Source organism: Mycobacterium sp. 4858 (assembly GCF_900240975.1).
Taxonomy (GTDB): domain Bacteria; phylum Actinomycetota; class Actinomycetes; order Mycobacteriales; family Mycobacteriaceae; genus Mycobacterium.
Window position 1 is genome coordinate 714,230 of the sequence record NZ_LT968775.1, and the last position, 16,556, is coordinate 730,785.

Sequence of the window (16,556 nt, forward strand, 5' to 3'; positions counted from 1 at the left end):
GCTTCCGCAGGGGTCACTCCTTCCGCACCTCGCGCGCGTCGTACACCGTGCAGTAACGGAGCAACCGCTCTGTTATGATGACGGGTGTGCCGCGTCCCCGGGTTCACGACCAGGATCAGATCCTGGATGCCGTCGAACGGCTGGCCGTGCAGGCCGGGCCCGCCGCGGTCACGATCAGGGCCGTCAGCGACGCGACCGGGGTCTCCAACGGCGCGCTGTACCACACGTTCGGCTCGCGGGCGGGACTGGTCGGGCGGGCCTGGCTGCGGGCCGGGCACCGATTCCTTTGCGCGCAGGCCGAATTGATCGACGCCGCGCCGCAGGGGGACGCCGTGGCCGCGGTGGTGGCCGCTGCCGAGGCGCCGGCGACGTTCGCCGAAGACCATCCGACGTCGTCGCGGCTGCTGCTGACGGTGCGCCGCGACGAACTGCTGGGCCCGGACACGCCGCCCGACCTCGCGGCGCAGCTGCGTGACCTGGACCGGCTGCTGGTGGAATCGATGATCCGGCTGGCCCGCCTGCTGTGGGACCGCAAGGACGCGGCGGCCGTCGATGTTGTCACGATGTGCATCGTCGACCTGCCGACGGCGATCCTCTTGCGCCGCAACCGGATCAACGACCCCCATGCGCGTGAGCGATTGCGCGCCGCGGTCATAGCCGTGCTCGACGCCGGGGAGCCCCGGCGCAAAACCACAGAAAAGGACGGGACATGACACCGACACTCAGCTGGGACGACACGATCGCGGTGCTGCACCTCGGCGAGGACGAGAATCGGTTCTCCCCGGAGTTTCTCGGCGCGATCAACGAACAGCTCGACGACATCGAGAAGGCGGGCGCCCACGGGCTGGTCACCACCGCGGGCGGCAAGTTCTACACCAACGGACTGGATCTGGACTGGCTGGGCGCGCACGCCGAGCAGACCCAGGACTACGTCGCGCGGGTGCAGGCACTGCTGGCCCGCGTCCTCACCTTCCCCACGCCCACCGCCGCCGCGATCACCGGGCACGCCTTCGGCGCCGGCGCCATGCTGGCCATGGCCCACGACGTCCGCGTGATGCGCACCGACCGGGGCTTCTTCTGCTTCCCCGAAGTCGACATCCGCATCCCGTTCACCGACGGCATGGCCGCGCTGATCCAGGCCAAGCTCACGCCGCGCGCCGCGGTGGCGTCGATGACGACCGGGCGGCGGTTCGGTGGGGAAGAGGCGGCGGAGCTCGGCATCGTCGACGCGACCGCCGCCGAGGGCGAGGTGACCGAAGCGGCGAGCGGCCGGCTGCGCCCGCTGGGCGGCAAGGACCCGGGCACGCTCGGCGCGATCAAGCAGACCATGTTCCGCGCCGCGGTGCGGGCGCTGACCGAGGTCTGAGCGCATAACATTTGCGTTAACGCTCAACCGATTTCGCGCACCGTCTTGAACCAAACGTTGCCGGCGGCCGTCTGCATTGTGTCGCAGTGCCTCAAAGATGTTTGGAGACTTGGTGATCGCAGCAGATTTGATTCGCCCGATTGGTGCCATGGAACGGCTCTTCTACCGCTACAGCGAACGCAATCCGACACACTTCTCGCTCGTCGCCGAGTTCGACCAAGTGCTCACCGCAAACAAGGTGAGATCCGCGCTGGTGTCCGTGCAGCGACGACATCCCTTGTTGTCAGTACACGTTGAGGACCAGCCCGGTACGCGGCTCGGCTTCTACCGCGCCGCCAAAGTCGCACCGATCACGTTGACCGTCCGCCGCGCGGAGTCTTGGGAGGCCGCCGTGGCGGACGGGCTAGGCCGACCATTCGACCGCTCGCGCGCACCGTTGATACGCGCATCGCTGCTGCAGGGGCGGACCAGCAGCGCGCTGGCGCTGACGTTCGACCACAGTGTCGCCGATGGAATTTCCTCGGTGCTGGTGCTCAAGGATGTCATCGCCGCGCTCAACGGCGCGGACTTGCCCAATCTGCCGGTGCCGCAGGCCCAGGAGGACCTCGTCGCCCGCACGCTCGGTGAGATCGCGCCGCTGGAGCTGCCCGAGGACCCGAGGATGCGCGAACCGAGCGCGATCCGGCCGTTCGACGGCGCCGTGACCAACGTGCACACCATGGCGATGCCGGAAGTGGATACCGCGCTACTGGCGCAGCGGTGCCGCGAGGAACGCACCACGGTGCACGCGGCGCTCGTGGTGGCGCTGTGCCGGGTGCGCGCCGCCGAGCGTGGCGAAAACTTTGTGCGGGTGCTCAACCCCATCAACTTCCGGGGGCTGATCGGCGTGGGGGGCGACTGCGGTCTCTACATCCAGTCGACCTGGACGGGGCTGTCCCCGTGGGACGGAATGCCGTTCTGGGAGCAGGCGCGTGCGACGACCGCACACCTGGACGTCGCACGGTCCGCCCGGGGGATCCGCGCGGCCTCGCAGGCCGTCGCGCAAGCGATCCCCGTCGACGCCGAAGTAGACCACGCCGAAGCACTGTTCAGCCGCTTCTGCCCATTCGAGATGATCGCCACGAACCTGGGCGTGCAGAACCTCGACGGCGCCGGCCCGCTGCGGCCCACGGCGGTGTGGGGTCCGATCGTCCAAAGCCAGACCGACGGCGAGTACGTCACCGGGATCACGACGTTCGAGGGCAGGCTGAGGATGGTGACCTGCGGCTACAACGTGCCGGCCACCTTGCTGAAGGGCGTCGCCGACGCACTCGCGGCGGCCGTGCAGGAACGCTGATTGTTACCATCACGCGGTGACTGACCGCCCCGGCCGGCTGGGACCCGTTTCGCGCCGCGACCTGCTGAGATTCACGCCGGCGCTGCTCGGTGCCGGCGCGCTCATCAGCGCACCCCGCGCCCACGCCGGCCTGGCCGGGGCGGCCGTCTTCCTCGACCCGGGGCACAACGCCGTCAACGACGCCTCGATCAACCAGCAGGTCCCCAATGGCCGGGGCGGGACCAAGGCCTGCCAGACCTCCGGCACGGCCACCGCCGACGGCTACCCCGAGCACGCCTTCACCTGGGCCGTCGTGACCCTGATCAGCGAGTCGCTCAACCAGATGGGCGTTCGCACCCAACTCTCCCGCGGCGACGACAGCTCCGTCGGCCCGTGCATCGACGAACGCGCGGCGGCCGCCAACGCGATGCGCCCGGACGCGATCGTGAGCATCCACGCCGACGGCGGACCGCCGTCCGGCAGCGGATTCCACGTGAACTACTCCAGCCCGCCGCTGAACGACATCCAGGCCGGCCCGGCCGTGCAGTTGGCCACCACCATGCGGGATGCGCTGTCGCAGGCCGGTTTCCAGCCCGCCAACTACATCGGGTCGGGCGGCCTGTACGGCCGGGACGACCTGGCGGGGCTGAACCTGGCCCAGTACCCGGCCGTCCTCGTCGAACTCGGCAACATGAAGAACGCCGAGGAGGCCGCGCGCATGCAGAGCCCCGACGGCCGGGCGAAGTACGCCGCCGCGGTCACCCAGGGCATCGTCGCCTTCCTGAACGCCAAAGGCGGGTAGGCCGCGTCACGAGTCGCCGTCACCCTGCCGCTTGTTGCACCGGCGACGTGAGCGGTCGCGCCTCGGCTTCATGTGCGCGGCTGGTATGCAGCCACACAAAATCGTGAATACCGGCCAGGTGCAGGAAGACCCGAGACGCCGGCGGCCATGCGCGTGTCACCCCGACCCCGGATATGAGCTCGGGCCGCTCGAGCCGGTAGGTACGGCCCCTCCAGGTCAACGTGCACGTCCCGGCTGCCATCAGGTTCTGGTACCAGTCCGTGTGCGGCCCGTAGCCCAGGGGCACCAGAAAACCGTCGCGGAAGGGGTACGCGCCCAGCGGCGTCTGGTATTCGCGTCCGCTGCGGCGCCCGACATGCGTCAACAGCCCCCACGGCGACCGCTCGGTCCCCGCGATCCCGCGGGTCAAGTTGTTGTAAGCCGTCAAGAACCGCTTGAACGGGCCGTGTCGGACCATGAGGTCCCGGTGCCGCCGAAGGACCCTGGGCAACAGCACCAGCCAGGCCAGGGCCAGGCCGGCGACGGTCAGCACGACGGCAGTGCTTCGGCCGCGGGTCCCCACTCCGATATTCATCAGCGCCTCCTTTGGCGCCAAGCACACCCCAGGCCTGCCGTCGCGCACGAGAGACGAAAGTCACTGCCGCGAAGGTCCGTCGGCATTGGGCCAGTACAGCCAGCCGAGCGGTCGCTCAGCCGGTGAAGCCGCGGACCGGCGACGCGCCGGCGGGGCTGGTGCCCGCGTCGAGGTGGCTGGAGGCGAAGGCGACGCCTTTGTCGATCATGGCGCCGTCGTCGGCGTAGGTGTTGTGGGCGGCGAAGTTCATGCCGTCGGAGCAGACCGGGTCTTCGGTGGCGCAGACCTTGATGGTCTTGTCCTGGTAGGCCGGGCCGATGACCACCGGCGGCTCGTTGAGGAAGTTCATGGCGCGCACGTTGGGCATGCCGAACAGCACGACCGAGGAGACGTGTTGGGCGACCGCGGGGTCTAGGGGCTTGGGCACGGTGTTGGGGTCGACGCCGTCGGGCACCGAGGGGGAGGTGACGAAGCCCATCACGGCCGCGCCCTGGGAGTAGCCGCCGAGCACCATTTTGGTGTTGGGGCAGTCGTGGGCCATCGAATTGACATGGTTCGCGGCGTCTCTGATGCCGTCGACGCCGGTGTCCCATTGGTCGCTGGCGGGGTAGTTGACCGGGTAGACGTCGAAGGATTTGCTTCCCATGCGCGAGTGCAGGGCGTCGACGAAGGCTTGTCCGGTGGGGCCGACGCCGGGGGCTTCGCCGGTGCCGCGGGCGAAGACCACCTGTACGTCGGGACATTGGGCGGCGGCGGTGGGCAGGGCGGAACCGACGAGGGCCGACGCGCCGAGGCCGGACGCCGCGGCGACTGCTGGAGCCAGGGAACGGATGAAGAGACGTGCGATCATGCCGCGACTAGTGCCCATACGGACCCCTCCCAAACTGTCAATATGGCGAACAATTCGTCATTGTTTCCTGTATACCTAGGCGCCGCAACATGCGTCGGATGAGCGCCGCGTGTCGTCGCACCGATATGACGCCCATCCGAAGGGACCCGGGAAACGCCATCTAACGAAACTGCCCCCGGGCCGCCGTTTGGTGTCGATCTCCCAGGGTAGCCGGTCCGGCGAACACGCTGACGACACGGAAGGGTGATGACATGACTACGGGTGAAACAGGTTTCGATGACGTGGCTTTCGACCTCATCTCCGTGCAGTACCACTCGCTGAAGGCGGGACACGACTACGGCCAGTACGTGCGCGACGCGAAAAACGCTGGCATGGACGACGTCGCATCGTTCTTCAGCGAGGTGATGGCGCAAGACTCCGAGCGCGCGCGGCGATGCCACGAGTTCCTGGGCCGCCTCCAGGCGACGGCCTCGGCCGGGCCGGCCGCGCGCTAAGAGCGCCGGCGACGCCGCGTCCCGCAAAGCAGCCTGTCTGGCAGCAGCTTTTGGTGTCGGCAAGGTCACATGCCGGCAAACACGCCCGCGTCGTCGCGCACAGCACTATTAGAATTCCGTAAGATTAGTGAAAGTTCTTTGTGTGTAAGCGCGGAGCAAGAGCAAGTGAACACGGAGCGGGATGTGAACACGGACCTTTTCGACGCCGTCATCGTCGGCGCGGGCTTTGGGGGCATCGGCGCCGCGATCCAGCTCAAGCGCCTCGGATACGACAACTTCGTCATCGTCGAGCGCGAGGACGACCTGGGTGGCACCTGGCACGTCAACCACTACCCGGGGATCGCCGTCGACATCCCGTCGACCACCTACTCCTACTGGTTCGAGCCCAATCCGGGCTGGTCGCGGCTGTTCGCGCCTGGCGGTGAGGTCAAGAAGTACGCCGAAGACGTCGCCGACAAGTACGACGTGCGCCGCAAGATGCGGTTCAACACCACGGTGGAAGGCGCCCAGTGGGACGAGGACGCCGCGGTGTGGCGGGTGGCGCTCGCCAGCGGGGAAACCCTGACGTCCCGTTTCCTGATCACCGCCACGGGTTTCCTGTCCCAGCCCCGCATGCCGGACATCCCCGGCGTCTCCAGCTTCCGGGGCAAGGTGGTCCACACCACCGCGTGGGACCACGACCACCGCTACCAGGGCGAGCGCATCGCGGTCATCGGGACCGGGGCGTCGGCGGTGCAGGTCATTCCGGAGCTGGCCAGGCAGGCCGGCGAGCTGACCGTCTACCAGCGCACCGCGACCCACGTGCTGCCGAAGTTCGACTTCGGGTTCTCCCCGGGGGTGCGGCGGCTGTTCGCCCGGGTGCCGGCGGCGCAGCGCGCGCTGCGGTGGGTGACCGACATCCTCCTCGAGATCATCATGGTGGTCGGGGCGCTGCACTTCAAAGAGTCCCGCGGGCGGGGCAACATCTCCGCCTCCGACCTCGCCAAGATCAACCGGTTCCGGTGGATCCGCGACAAAGAACTGCGCGCCAGGTTGACGCCGGACTATGACCTCGGCTGCAAGCGGCCGACCTTTTCCAACACCTTTTACCGCGCGTTCACCCAGCCCAACGTGCACCTGGAGACCGCCGGGATCGAGCGGATCGAGCCGGACGGCGTCGTCGCCGTCGACGGGCGTAAGACCGTGATCGACACCCTGGTCCTGGCGACCGGCTTCGACCTGTGGGAGGCCAACTTCCCGGCCATCGAGGTGGTCGGCCGCAAGGGCCGCAACCTCGGAAAGTGGTGGCGGGAGACCCGGTTCCAGGCCTACCAGGGCGTCACCATGCCGTACTTCCCCAATTACTTCAGCCTGGCCAGCCCGTTCGCCTTCTCCGGCCTGTCCTTCTTCCACACCATCGAGTACCAGATGCGGCACATGGACCGGCTGCTTGGCGAGGTCAAGCGCCGCGGCGCGACGACATTCGAGGTGACCGAGGAGGCCAACGACCGGTTCATGGAGCGGATGACCGAACGGCTGGACAACACGGTGTTCTACTCCGGCAACTGCGCCACGTCGCGGTCGTACTACTTCAGCCCAAGCGGCGAGGCGTCGCTGCTGCGGCCCACGTCGACGTTGAACTCGGTGCGGGAAGCCGCGACGTTCCCGCTCAGCGACTACGTGATCGCTTAACGCCACACCCGCCACAGCAACCCCGGGCCGCGGCGGCCGTTCCAGTGACGCGTGTGGCCGATGGGACGCCGGCGATTCCGTGGATTTACCCGCGTGCCGTTTGCGCGTGTCGGAGCGGGGTAATCGGGCCTGAAGCAGATACGCGGACTTCCGTCCGCGACCGACGCGAAAGTCGATGTGGCCCAATGGAAACACTGTGCCGGGATGCGCTTGCCTGGCGATCACCTTCGCTTTCGTGCTGGGTGACATCGACGCGCCCGCGCATTCGGTAGCCGACTCGACCACACAGCAGCTGCTACCCCTGCACACCCAGGAAGGAACACATTGACCATCGCCTCGGGGGCCAGCCAGCCCAACACGTTGTCGGCCCTCTTGCGGCTGCTGGGCGTCGAGAACGCTTCCGCCTACCAGCACCGTCCGGCCCTGGCCCGGTGGTTCGAGCACAACACGCCGAGCGCGGGCCTGCGAGTCAGCCTGCGCGCCAACGGCTACGGGGTGATGTTCCTGTCGTCGCTGCGTCCGATGCGCTCGACGGTTTCCGGGCTTCGGGCAACCGCCTAGGACTCGGCCGGCCAATCGGCCAGCGTGTCCAGATACAGCCCGCGCACCTCGGCGATGCGATCGGTCAACGTGTCGAGGGTCCAGTCGTCGACCGCTATCGGCGGGAGCACCGCGACGTCCACCGTGCCGGGGTGAATCTCCATCGAATCCCGCGCGGCGATGATCTCCGCGTTGCGGATCACGATCGGCACGATCGGAATTCCCGCCGCCATCGCGATGCGGAACGCCCCCTTCTTGAACGGCCCCACCCCGGTGGTGTCCAGCGCGGTGCCCTCCGGGGCGATCAGGATCGACAGCCCCTGCTTCGCGCGCTCCTCGACCTGGTGCAGGGTTTCCACCGCCGCGGCGGTGTCGTCGCGGTCGAGGAACACCCCGTCGTTCAGCTTCAGCAGCGTGCCGATGATCGGGTCGCTCGCCAGTTCCTTTTTGGCGATCTTGATCCAGTTGTCGCGCAGCAGCGCGGCGGCGACGAACGGGTCGACGCGGTTGCGGTGGTTGTAGAGGAAGACGGCCGGGCGCTGCGCCGTCAGGTTCTGTGTGCCAACGACATTGATGCGGATGCCGTTGGTCGCCAGCAGCGCGTGGGGCCAGGTGGAGGAGAAGAGGTTGAGCCCGCGGCGCCGGCTCCCGCTGAGCAGGCCAAGCCCCAGCGCGCCGGCGGCGAGCGGGACGGCCAACCCGAACCCCGCGACCAGCGCCGCCTGCCTGCGGAGGCCGGCGATCGGCCCGCCCGGACGTGGGGCGTCCGCGGCGCCGGGGTCGGCGGGTCGCGGGCCGTCGGGATCGGCTAGTTCACCGCCGGCGGTCATCGACGTGACGCGCGGGGTAACCGCCGCCCGGCGCGCATCGCGCGCAGCTTGTTGCGCGCCTTCGACGACGTGAACTGCAGGTTTTCGGGATCGTAGAAGAACCGCATCGTCCGGAACGGGAAGTACAGCAACAGCAGTGTGGTGATCGCCGTGTAGCCCGCGGGACTTCTGACCCCGTGCAGGTCGGTCGTCCTCGTATAGCGCGTGACATACCGGTAGAACTCGCGCGGTGACGACTCCACCCGCCGGGCCGACATGGCGACTACCATGCCCGGCTCGTAGGCGATCTCGAAGTCGTTCTTGAACAAGGTCAGCGCGAGATCGACGTCCTCGTGCAGGCAGTCCTCGAGGTCCAGCTGCGTCAGGTGGCGGACCGACTTCCACGCCTGGGCGCGAATCGCCATGTTGGCGCCGATGAGGAACCGCTCGTTCTTCGCGTACTTGTGCACCTTGCCGCGCAGGGTCGAGTCGGTCCAGAACAGGAACCCCCGCAGCGGCATGTCGTGAAACCCGATCGGCCCGCTCGCCGCGTCGACGTCGGGATCCTCGAACCGGCGGCGAATCGTCTCGACCCAGTCCCTGGCGACCACGGAATCGGCGTCGGTCCGGGCGATGACGTCGCTGCGCGCGTGATCGAAGCCATGGTTGCGCGTTGGGGCGATTCCCTGATGGTCGTTCTGCTCGATCAGCTGGATGTCGACGTGCGCGTTCTCGGCTTGAAACCGGCGCACGATGGCCGCGGTACCGTCCGTCGACTTGTTGTCGACGACGATTATCTCCTCGGGCGCAGAGGTCTGGTCGAGGCACGATGCCAGGCATTTGCCGATATAACGTTCCTCGTTATAGGCCGGAATGACGATCGCGACGGACGGCTGTTGGGGCATTACTCAGAGACCAATCTGCGAAGGCGCAGAAACGGAAACTGGCATTGGCCCCGACCCTGCGCCGGTGGAACATGCGCACCGAATTGCCCGCTGCGGGGAATTCGGTGCGCTCATTGATTCGGACCCTAAGGCAATCGCGGCCCAGTCTGCCTCCGGATATCGCTTGTTTTCTCGAAACCTTAACCCCGCAAGGGCGGCTTGTTCAACACGTGTCTACGTTGAACACATGAGGGAGCAGTGTAGCGCCGGTCGTGACGTTCCGCTCGGCTTCGGCAACCACCGGAAACGGCGCCCGCTCGGCGGTGCGGGGCGCGAAAATGCCCGCCGCGCAGGCGGACTGAAGACTCGGGTCGGGCCGACCTGCGCAGCCCGGGGCCCCGAGGTGACGCCCGTCACCGGCCGGAGGGAGCGCCCGCTGCCGTTGCGGCAGGTCGCCGGAGACCAAGAAGACGGCAATTGTTCGATTTGCGAGTCGTCATCGCCCGTCGTAGCGTACGTTTACCCGCGGAACACACCAACACCAAAGTGGACGTCCGTGCTAAGCGTCGTGCGCATTACGAGAAACCTCGGGGCAAAGGGCAATAATTGAAATCCGAGTGACCAACAATCGCACGGCCACCGCACATCCGGAACAGCCATTCATCGCACGCGCCATCCGCCGATTTTCGATCCCCATCATCTTCGGGTGGCTGGCAGTCGCGGTCCTGGTGACCCTCTGTGTCCCATCGCTGGAAAAAGTCGGACAAGAACATTCGGTGTCCATGACGCCCGACGAAGCGCCATCGATCCAGGCGATGAAGCGGATGGGCAAGGTTTTCGCCGAATCCGATTCCGACAACGCGGCGATGATCGTCCTCGAGGGCGACCAACCCCTTGGCGACGACGCGCACAAGTTCTACGCCGCCCTGATCCGCACGCTGAAAGACGACCGGCGGCACGTCCAGCACGTTCAGGATTTCTGGGGCGATCCGCTCACCGCCGCGGGCGCGCAAAGCGCCGACGGCAAGGCCACCTACGTGCAACTCGACCTCGCCGGTAACCAGGGCGAGGCCCTGGCGGCGGAATCGATCGAGGCGGTTCGGGGCATCGTCGCGCGAACGCCCCCGCCCGCCGGGCTCAAGGTCTATCTGACCGGGCCCTCGGTGCTGATCGCGGACATGCACGCCAGCGGCGACAAGTCCCTCGTCTTGATCACGGCGACGACCGTCCTGGTGATCTTCGTCGTGTTGCTCGCCGTGTACCGCTCGATCGTCACCGTCGTGCTGCTGCTGCTCCTGGTCGGCGTCGAGTTCGTCGCCGCGCGCGGAACCGTCGCGTTGCTCGCAGACCTGGGCGTCGTCGGGCTTTCCACCTTCGCCATCAACCTGCTCACCTCGCTGAGCCTGGCGGCCGGAACGGACTACGGGATCTTCCTGCTCGGCCGTTACCAAGAGGCCCGCCAGGCCGGCGAGGATCGGGAGACGGCCTACTACACCACCTACCGCGGGGTGGCCCACGTCATCCTCGGCTCCGGCCTGACGATCGCGGGCGCGACGTACTGCCTGAGCTTCACCCGGTTGCCCTATTTCCAGTCCCTGGGCATCCCCTGCGCTGCGGGCATGCTCGTCGCCGTCGCGGCCGCGCTCACCCTGGGGCCCGCGGTGCTCACCGTCGGCAGCCGCTACGGCCTCTTCGACCCCAAGCGGATGATCAAGGTCCGCGGCTGGCGACGGATGGGCACGGTGGTCACCCGCTGGCCCGCGCCCGTTCTGGTGGCGACGTGTGGCGTCGCCCTCGTCGGGCTGCTCGCGTTGCCCGGGTACAAGACCAGCTACAACGACCGGCAATACGTTCCCGCTTACATTCCGGCCAACGCCGGCTACGCCGCGGCCGACCGCCACTTCTCCCAGGCGCGGATGAAGCCGGAGCTCTTGTTGGTCGAGGCGGACCACGACCTGCGCGACCCGGCAGACATGTTGGTACTGAACAAGTTAGCCAAAGGCGTGCTCGCCGTTCCGGGTGTCTCCCGGGTGCAGGCGATAACCCGGCCGGACGGGACCACACTCCCGCACACCACGCTGCCGTTCATGATCGGTGCGCAAAACGCCGTCCTGGCCGAGAACAGCGCCTTCCAACGGCAACGGATGGACGACCTACTGCGGCAGGCCGACGAGCTGGCGACGATGATCGCCATCATGCAGCGCATGCATGGCCTGATGTCGCAGCTCGTCGCCACCACCCACCACCTGACCGGCGAAACCCACGACGTGCAGGCGATCACGGCCGAATTGCGCGACCGCATCTCGGATTTCGAGGACTTCTGGCGGCCGGTGCGCAGCTACTTCTACTGGGAACGCCACTGTTACGACATCCCGGTCTGCTGGTCGCTGCGATCGATCTTCGACGCGATCGACGGAGTCGACGAAATCAACGACAGGCTCGGCGATTTGGTCACCGACATCGACAAGATCGACGTGCTCCTGCCCCAGCTGATCGCCCAGATCCCCCCGATGATCGACTCCATGGCCAGCATGCGGACCATGATGCTGACGATGCACAGCACCATGTCCGGGGTGCTCGGCCAGCTGGATGAGAACGGCAAGAACCCCGGCGCCATGGGCCAGGCCTTCGACGCGTCCAAGAACGACGATTCCTTCTATCTGCCACCGGACGTCTTCGGCAACCGAGACTTCAAGCGCGGCATGGAGATGTTCTTGTCGCCGGACGGCAAAGCCGCGCGCCTGTTCATCCTGCACCGAGGCGACCCGGCGACGCCCGAGGGTTTCGCCCGGGTCGAGGCCATCAAGACCGCGGCCGAGGAGGCGCTGAAGACCACCCCGCTGGAAAACGCACGAATCTCCCTCGGGGGCACCGCGGCGGTGTTCAAGGACATCTCCGACGGCGCCAGCTACGACCTGATGATCGCGGCGATCTCCTCGCTGTGCCTCATCTTCATCATCATGCTGGTGATCACCCGCAGCCTGGCCGCGGCCGTGGTGATCGTGGGGACGGTCGCGCTGTCCCTGGGCGCCTCGTTCGGGCTCTCAGTGTTGTTGTGGCAGCACCTCATTCGGATGGAGCTGCACTGGTTGGTGCTGGCGATGTCGGTGATCATCCTGCTTGCCGTGGGGTCCGACTACAACCTGCTCCTGGTCGCCCGGTTCAAGCAGGAGATCGGCGCCGGGCTGAACACCGGGATCATCCGGGCCGTCGGCGGCACCGGCAAGGTGGTGACCAATGCGGGCCTGGTGTTCGCCTTCACCATGGCCTCCATGGCGGTCAGCGAGCTTCGGGTGCTCGGCCAGGTGGGCACGACCATCGGCCTGGGCCTGCTGTTCGACACCCTGGTGGTGCGCGCGTTCATGACCCCGGCCATCGCCGCGCTGCTGGGCCGCTGGTTCTGGTGGCCGCTGACGGTGCGTCCCCGCCCCGCCAGCGCCATGCTCCGGCCGACTGGGCCCCGCCCGGCGGTGCGGGCCCTGCTGGGCGAGTAGCTAGATCAGCTGCGCGAGCGCGGTGACGACGATGAGGGCCAGCACGGCCCCGCCGATGACGTGCACCTGGCGCCGGGGCGTGAGTCGCTGCGGGAGGGGCCGCTGCTGCAGGGTGTGTTGGCGGCGCACGGCGATCAGGAACGTTCCCAACGCCACGGCGCCGGCGAGCCCGGCGGGGACCAGGTCGGCCGGGCGGACCGGGCCGTGGAGGTTCCTGATCATCAGCAGGGCGCCGTTGCCCAGGAACGCGAACGACGTCCGCGTCCAGGCCAGCATCGTCCGCTCGGCCGGGTCCCCGCGGTTCGCCGTCGGCTCGCTCAACTCATGACCGCCTTCGCGATCACCAACGCGAGCGCGATCAGCCCCACCACCGTCAGGCCCACCGCCAGGTAGGTCGGCGAGGGATGCCGTGGCAGCGGGGTCCCGTGACGCATGGCGCGATCCGCCTGCTGCCAACGCAACAACCCCATCCCGCTGGTGAGGATGGCCAGCAGCGCGAGCCCCCCACCGAGCACACGGCGCGCGCCGGGGACTCCCAGCTCCGGGACCAACTGCACGAGCGCCACGGCCGCGGCGAGCAACCCCAGCGCCGTGCGCTGCCAGGCCAGAAAAGTCCGCTCGTTGGCGAAGGTGAACCGGTAATCGGGCTCGCGCTCTTCGGCGCTGTCGGTGTCGGCCACGAGGCACATCGTTGCATGATGAAGCCTGTGGTCAAGGCGCTGCTGTTCGACGTGCAAGGCACGGCGACGGACTTTCATTCGACGTTGTGCGAGGAGGCGCGGCGGATCGCCGCCGGGCGGCACCCGGAAGCCGACTGGCCCGACGTGGTACGGCGTTGGCGCGCAGGCTACTTCACGACGCTCGACACGGCGGAGCACCACGGTACCGCGTGGGTGTCGGTGCGCGCGGTGTATCGGCGGGCCCTCGACGCGGTCCTGGACCAGCGCGGCATCGCCCTGTCCGGCGCCGAACGCGACGAGTTGACCCTGGCCTGGCAGCGGCTCAAGCCCTGGCCCGACGCGATGCCCGGGCTGACCCGGCTTCGAACCGCCTACACCCTGGCCACGCTGTCGAACGCCGACGTGTCGGCAGTCGTCAGCATCTGCAAGCGGGCGGGGCTGCCCTTCGACGCGATCTTCGCCGCGGAGATGGCCGGGGCGTTCAAGCCCGACCCGGCGGTGTATCGGATGGCCGCGACGTATCTGGGCCTGGACGCCGGCGAGATCATGATGGTGGCCAGCCACAAGTACGACATCCGCGCCGCGGCCCGGCTCGGGTTCCGGACCGCCTTCGTCGCGCGCCCGCTGGAGTTCGGCGCCGACGGCGACGCCGACGTGACCTATTCCGACGAATTCGACATCAACGCGTCCGACTTCCTCGATCTCGCAGCCCAACTCGGCTGCTGATCGGTTCAGGCAGTCGCGAAGCTCGGCGGGACGGTATTGGTCAGCGCCGGGTCCGGCTTCTCCGACGACATCGACAGGAAGCCGCGCGCGCAGCGCGCGGCCAGCAGCCAATTGGCGGGCTTCTTCATGTCCAGCCCGCCCAGCAGCTGCTTGATCATGGTCAGCGTGTCGAAGTAAATGCGTTCGCACACAAGCGTTTCCGTCTCGTCGAAGACGAAGTAGGCGGTCATGCGGACCCGGAACCGGCTGCCCGTCGGCGGCACCTTGCCGAGGTAGCCCAGATGGGTACCCATCAGCCAGAACTCGACGATCACCGCGTCGGCACTGTGCCGCAGTGCGATGATCTCGTGGTCCTGGTCGGGAAACGCGGTGCGGGTGTAGGCGTAGTAGTCGCGCACCGCTCGATCGCCGTCGTGGACGATCATCTGCGGGATCAGCTCGTAGCGCGGATGCGGGAAGGTCGACAACACGTCGTCCCAGTCCTGGCGGACCTCGTCGTGGAAGTGGTCGAGCACGAGCTTCTGGCGGGCGGCAAGTACGTCCGCGGCGGGGAACGCGGGAATCGTCATGACGAATAGGTTAGGCGGAATTTTGATAGCGCCGGCGCCATCAAGTTTTCGAGTGCGCACATGCTTCCGGACCGCGCGCTACCCCCGGGGCGGCGTCCAGGCGACCGGCAGCGCCTTGATGCCGTGAATGAACTGCGAGAGCAGCCGGGCGGGCTCCTCGACGGCGACGATGTCGGGTATCTCGCGGCGCAACTCGTCGAAGACCACCCGGATCTCGCGGCGGGCAAGGTTGGCGCCGAGGCAGAAATGCGCCCCGCCGCCACCGAAACCGAAGTGCGGGTTGGGGGTTCGCGCCAGGTCGAAGAGCCAGGGGTTGGCGAACGTCGCCTCGTCGCGGTTGGCCGAGTTGTACCACAACACGGCCTTGTCGCCCTCGGCCATCTTGGTGCCGCTCAGCTTGAAGTCGCGGGTCAGCGTCCGCCGCATGTAGACCACCGGCGAGGCCCACCGCACGATCTCCTCGACCGCCGTCGGCGCCAGCCGGTCGAAGTTGGCCCACCACTTGTCCCGTTCGTCGGGGTAGCGCGACAGGGCCAGCACGCCGTGGCTGGTCGCGTTGCGCGTCGTCTCGTTGCCCGCCACCACCAGCAGGATGAAGAAGGACGCGATCTCCGCCGACGACAGCCGCTCGCCGTCGACCTCGGCCTCCACCAGGCTGCTGGTCAGGTCGTCGTGGTGATTGACGCGGCGGTCCTCCGCCAGCGCGGACGCGTAGGCGCCGATGTCCATCGAGATCTTGAGGAATTCGTCGAAGTCGGTCGTCAGGTCGGGGTCGCCGAACCCGAGAATCACGTTGGTCCAGTGGAAGATTCGCTGATGGTCCTCCTCGGGGATCCCCATCATGTCGCAGATGATCTGCAGCGGCAGCGGGCCGGCGAGCTCGGTGACCAGGTCCGCTTCCCCGTTGGGGTGATTGGCGATCAGCGACGCGACCAGCCGGCGGGCTCGCTCCCGCACCGACGCCTCGATGCGCGCCACCACCTTCGGGGTGAACGCCCGGCTGACGATCGAACGCAGCCGCTGGTGCCGCGGGTCGTCGAGCACGATCATCGAACCGAAGTACTCGGCGATCTCCGGCGCGTTGTCGTTGACCGTGATGTTGGGGCTGGAGCTGAAGATCTCCGGATGGCGGCTGGCGAAGTGCACATCGTCGTGCCGGGTCAGCGACCAGTACCCGTCGCCCGCCACGAACCCCTCCATCTCGATCGCGGGCCAGAACGAGATGGGCGCCTCGCGGCGCAACGTGGTGAAGGCGCCGTCGCGGAAGTCGTCGTCGAGGCCCCAGAAGTCCAGCGAGTCCAGGTGGATGTCGGACAAAGGGACCTCCGGCGGCGGAGCCCCGTTCGTTCGCGTCGCGATACCCGTCTTAGTGGGCACAGACGGTCCTGCCGCCCGCCGACTGCGCGTCGGCGACCACGTTGCCGTCGAGCAGGATCCGGCAGCGCAGGGGGCCGGCGCCCTGCGCGCTGATCACGAACACCTGCCCGCCGAAGGAGGTGAACTCCGTCGACCACGGCAGCGGCACGTTGACCTGGTGCAGCTGACCGGCGTCGGTCTGGTACGAGATGTACTGCGCGACCGGGCCGCCGGTCACCTCGTAGCGGGCCTGCGGCATCTGGGGGATGGCCTGGGCCACGCCGGGGACCGTCGCGACCCAGCCGACTCCGACGGCGAACAGGATCCTCAGGCCACGCCGATGCTTCGTCATGATTTGCATCGTGTCACCACATGCGGTGCTACGGAAGCTTTCCGCCCAGACGAAGCGGCGCCGCTCTAATGTGA

17 protein-coding genes and 1 pseudogene are annotated in these 16,556 nt (G+C 67.7%); 9 read left to right on the top strand and 9 right to left on the bottom strand.

The features are described 5' to 3' along the window. Positions 1–86: 86 nt before the first annotated feature. From C1737_RS03300 to C1737_RS03315, 4 genes are all read left to right on the top strand, one after another. The gene (locus C1737_RS03300; RefSeq protein WP_102417759.1) at positions 87–713 is read left to right on the top strand and encodes a TetR/AcrR family transcriptional regulator; all 627 of its coding nucleotides are present in this window, start codon (positions 87–89) and stop codon (positions 711–713) included. After that, positions 710–1,366 carry an enoyl-CoA hydratase-related protein gene (locus C1737_RS03305; RefSeq protein ID WP_102417227.1) on the top strand — a complete coding sequence of 219 codons (657 nt, stop codon included), beginning with the start codon at positions 710–712 and terminating at the stop codon, positions 1,364–1,366. Before C1737_RS03300 ends, C1737_RS03305 begins: the two co-directional genes overlap by 4 nt. Positions 1,367–1,514: 148 nt before the next feature. Next, positions 1,515–2,702 (top strand): condensation domain-containing protein, encoded by a 1,188-nt coding sequence (locus C1737_RS03310; protein ID WP_233214639.1) that lies wholly within the window; start codon positions 1,515–1,517, stop codon positions 2,700–2,702. Positions 2,703–2,718: 16 nt separating this feature from the next. Next, positions 2,719–3,483: an Rv3717 family N-acetylmuramoyl-L-alanine amidase gene (locus tag C1737_RS03315; RefSeq protein ID WP_102417228.1), complete on the top strand. Its 765-nt coding sequence runs from the start codon at positions 2,719–2,721 to the stop codon at positions 3,481–3,483. A gap of 19 nt (positions 3,484–3,502) precedes the next feature. Here the strand turns inward: C1737_RS03315 and C1737_RS03320 are convergent, their stop codons facing one another. Beyond that, positions 3,503–4,057 (bottom strand): nitroreductase family deazaflavin-dependent oxidoreductase, encoded by a 555-nt coding sequence (locus C1737_RS03320; RefSeq protein WP_142393419.1) that lies wholly within the window; start codon positions 4,055–4,057, stop codon positions 3,503–3,505. 115 nt (positions 4,058–4,172) lie between these two features. Further along, the gene (locus C1737_RS03325; protein WP_102417229.1) at positions 4,173–4,925 is read right to left on the bottom strand and encodes a cutinase family protein; all 753 of its coding nucleotides are present in this window, start codon (positions 4,923–4,925) and stop codon (positions 4,173–4,175) included. A 233-nt stretch (positions 4,926–5,158) separates the two neighbouring features. Between C1737_RS03325 and C1737_RS03330 the strand changes: the two genes are divergently transcribed. The 3 genes from C1737_RS03330 (at position 5,159) to C1737_RS03340 (ending at position 7,633) form a co-directional block, all read left to right on the top strand. After that, positions 5,159–5,401: an acyl carrier protein gene (locus C1737_RS03330; protein WP_102417230.1), complete on the top strand. Its 243-nt coding sequence runs from the start codon at positions 5,159–5,161 to the stop codon at positions 5,399–5,401. A 183-nt stretch (positions 5,402–5,584) separates the two neighbouring features. Next, complete coding sequence (locus C1737_RS03335; RefSeq protein ID WP_102417760.1) at positions 5,585–7,072, top strand: NAD(P)/FAD-dependent oxidoreductase; 1,488 nt, start codon at positions 5,585–5,587, stop codon at positions 7,070–7,072. 324 nt (positions 7,073–7,396) lie between these two features. Further along, positions 7,397–7,633: a hypothetical protein gene (locus C1737_RS03340; protein WP_068093751.1), complete on the top strand. Its 237-nt coding sequence runs from the start codon at positions 7,397–7,399 to the stop codon at positions 7,631–7,633. A gap of 2 nt (positions 7,634–7,635) precedes the next feature. Here C1737_RS03340 and C1737_RS03345 read toward each other — a convergent pair. Next, a pseudogene (locus C1737_RS03345) lies at positions 7,636–8,406 on the bottom strand (lysophospholipid acyltransferase family protein); the annotation flags it as partial. Positions 8,407–8,438: 32 nt separating this feature from the next. Then, on the bottom strand, positions 8,439–9,326 hold the full coding sequence (locus C1737_RS03350; protein ID WP_102417232.1) for a glycosyltransferase family 2 protein: 888 nt from the start codon (positions 9,324–9,326) through the stop codon (positions 8,439–8,441). A 596-nt stretch (positions 9,327–9,922) separates the two neighbouring features. Here C1737_RS03350 and C1737_RS03355 point away from each other — a divergent pair. Beyond that, positions 9,923–12,799: an RND family transporter gene (locus C1737_RS03355; protein ID WP_233214642.1), complete on the top strand. Its 2,877-nt coding sequence runs from the start codon at positions 9,923–9,925 to the stop codon at positions 12,797–12,799. On the opposite strand, the gene C1737_RS03360 is transcribed toward C1737_RS03355, so the two are convergent. Together C1737_RS03360 and C1737_RS03365 are read right to left on the bottom strand one after the other, a co-directional pair. Next, positions 12,800–13,075 (bottom strand): DUF202 domain-containing protein, encoded by a 276-nt coding sequence (locus C1737_RS03360; protein WP_199182799.1) that lies wholly within the window; start codon positions 13,073–13,075, stop codon positions 12,800–12,802. Positions 13,076–13,116: 41 nt separating this feature from the next. Continuing rightward, entirely contained in the window at positions 13,117–13,488 is a 372-nt protein-coding gene (locus C1737_RS03365; protein ID WP_067919003.1) for a YidH family protein, read from the bottom strand. Between the two features lie 6 nt (positions 13,489–13,494). Here C1737_RS03365 and C1737_RS03370 point away from each other — a divergent pair, with 6 nt between their 5' ends. Beyond that, a complete protein-coding gene (locus C1737_RS03370; RefSeq protein WP_102417235.1) occupies positions 13,495–14,205 on the top strand; it encodes a haloacid dehalogenase type II in 711 nt (236 codons plus the stop codon). Positions 14,206–14,210: 5 nt separating this feature from the next. On the opposite strand, the gene C1737_RS03375 is transcribed toward C1737_RS03370, so the two are convergent. The 3 genes from C1737_RS03375 to C1737_RS03385 form a co-directional block, all read right to left on the bottom strand. Further along, positions 14,211–14,774: an ester cyclase gene (locus C1737_RS03375; RefSeq protein WP_067919002.1), complete on the bottom strand. Its 564-nt coding sequence runs from the start codon at positions 14,772–14,774 to the stop codon at positions 14,211–14,213. Between the two features lie 78 nt (positions 14,775–14,852). Beyond that, positions 14,853–16,151: a cytochrome P450 gene (locus C1737_RS03380; RefSeq protein ID WP_102417236.1), complete on the bottom strand. Its 1,299-nt coding sequence runs from the start codon at positions 16,149–16,151 to the stop codon at positions 14,853–14,855. After that, positions 16,141–16,482: an MmpS family transport accessory protein gene (locus tag C1737_RS03385; RefSeq protein ID WP_197509080.1), complete on the bottom strand. Its 342-nt coding sequence runs from the start codon at positions 16,480–16,482 to the stop codon at positions 16,141–16,143. Before C1737_RS03385 ends, C1737_RS03380 begins: the two co-directional genes overlap by 11 nt. Positions 16,483–16,556: the final 74 nt, after the last annotated feature.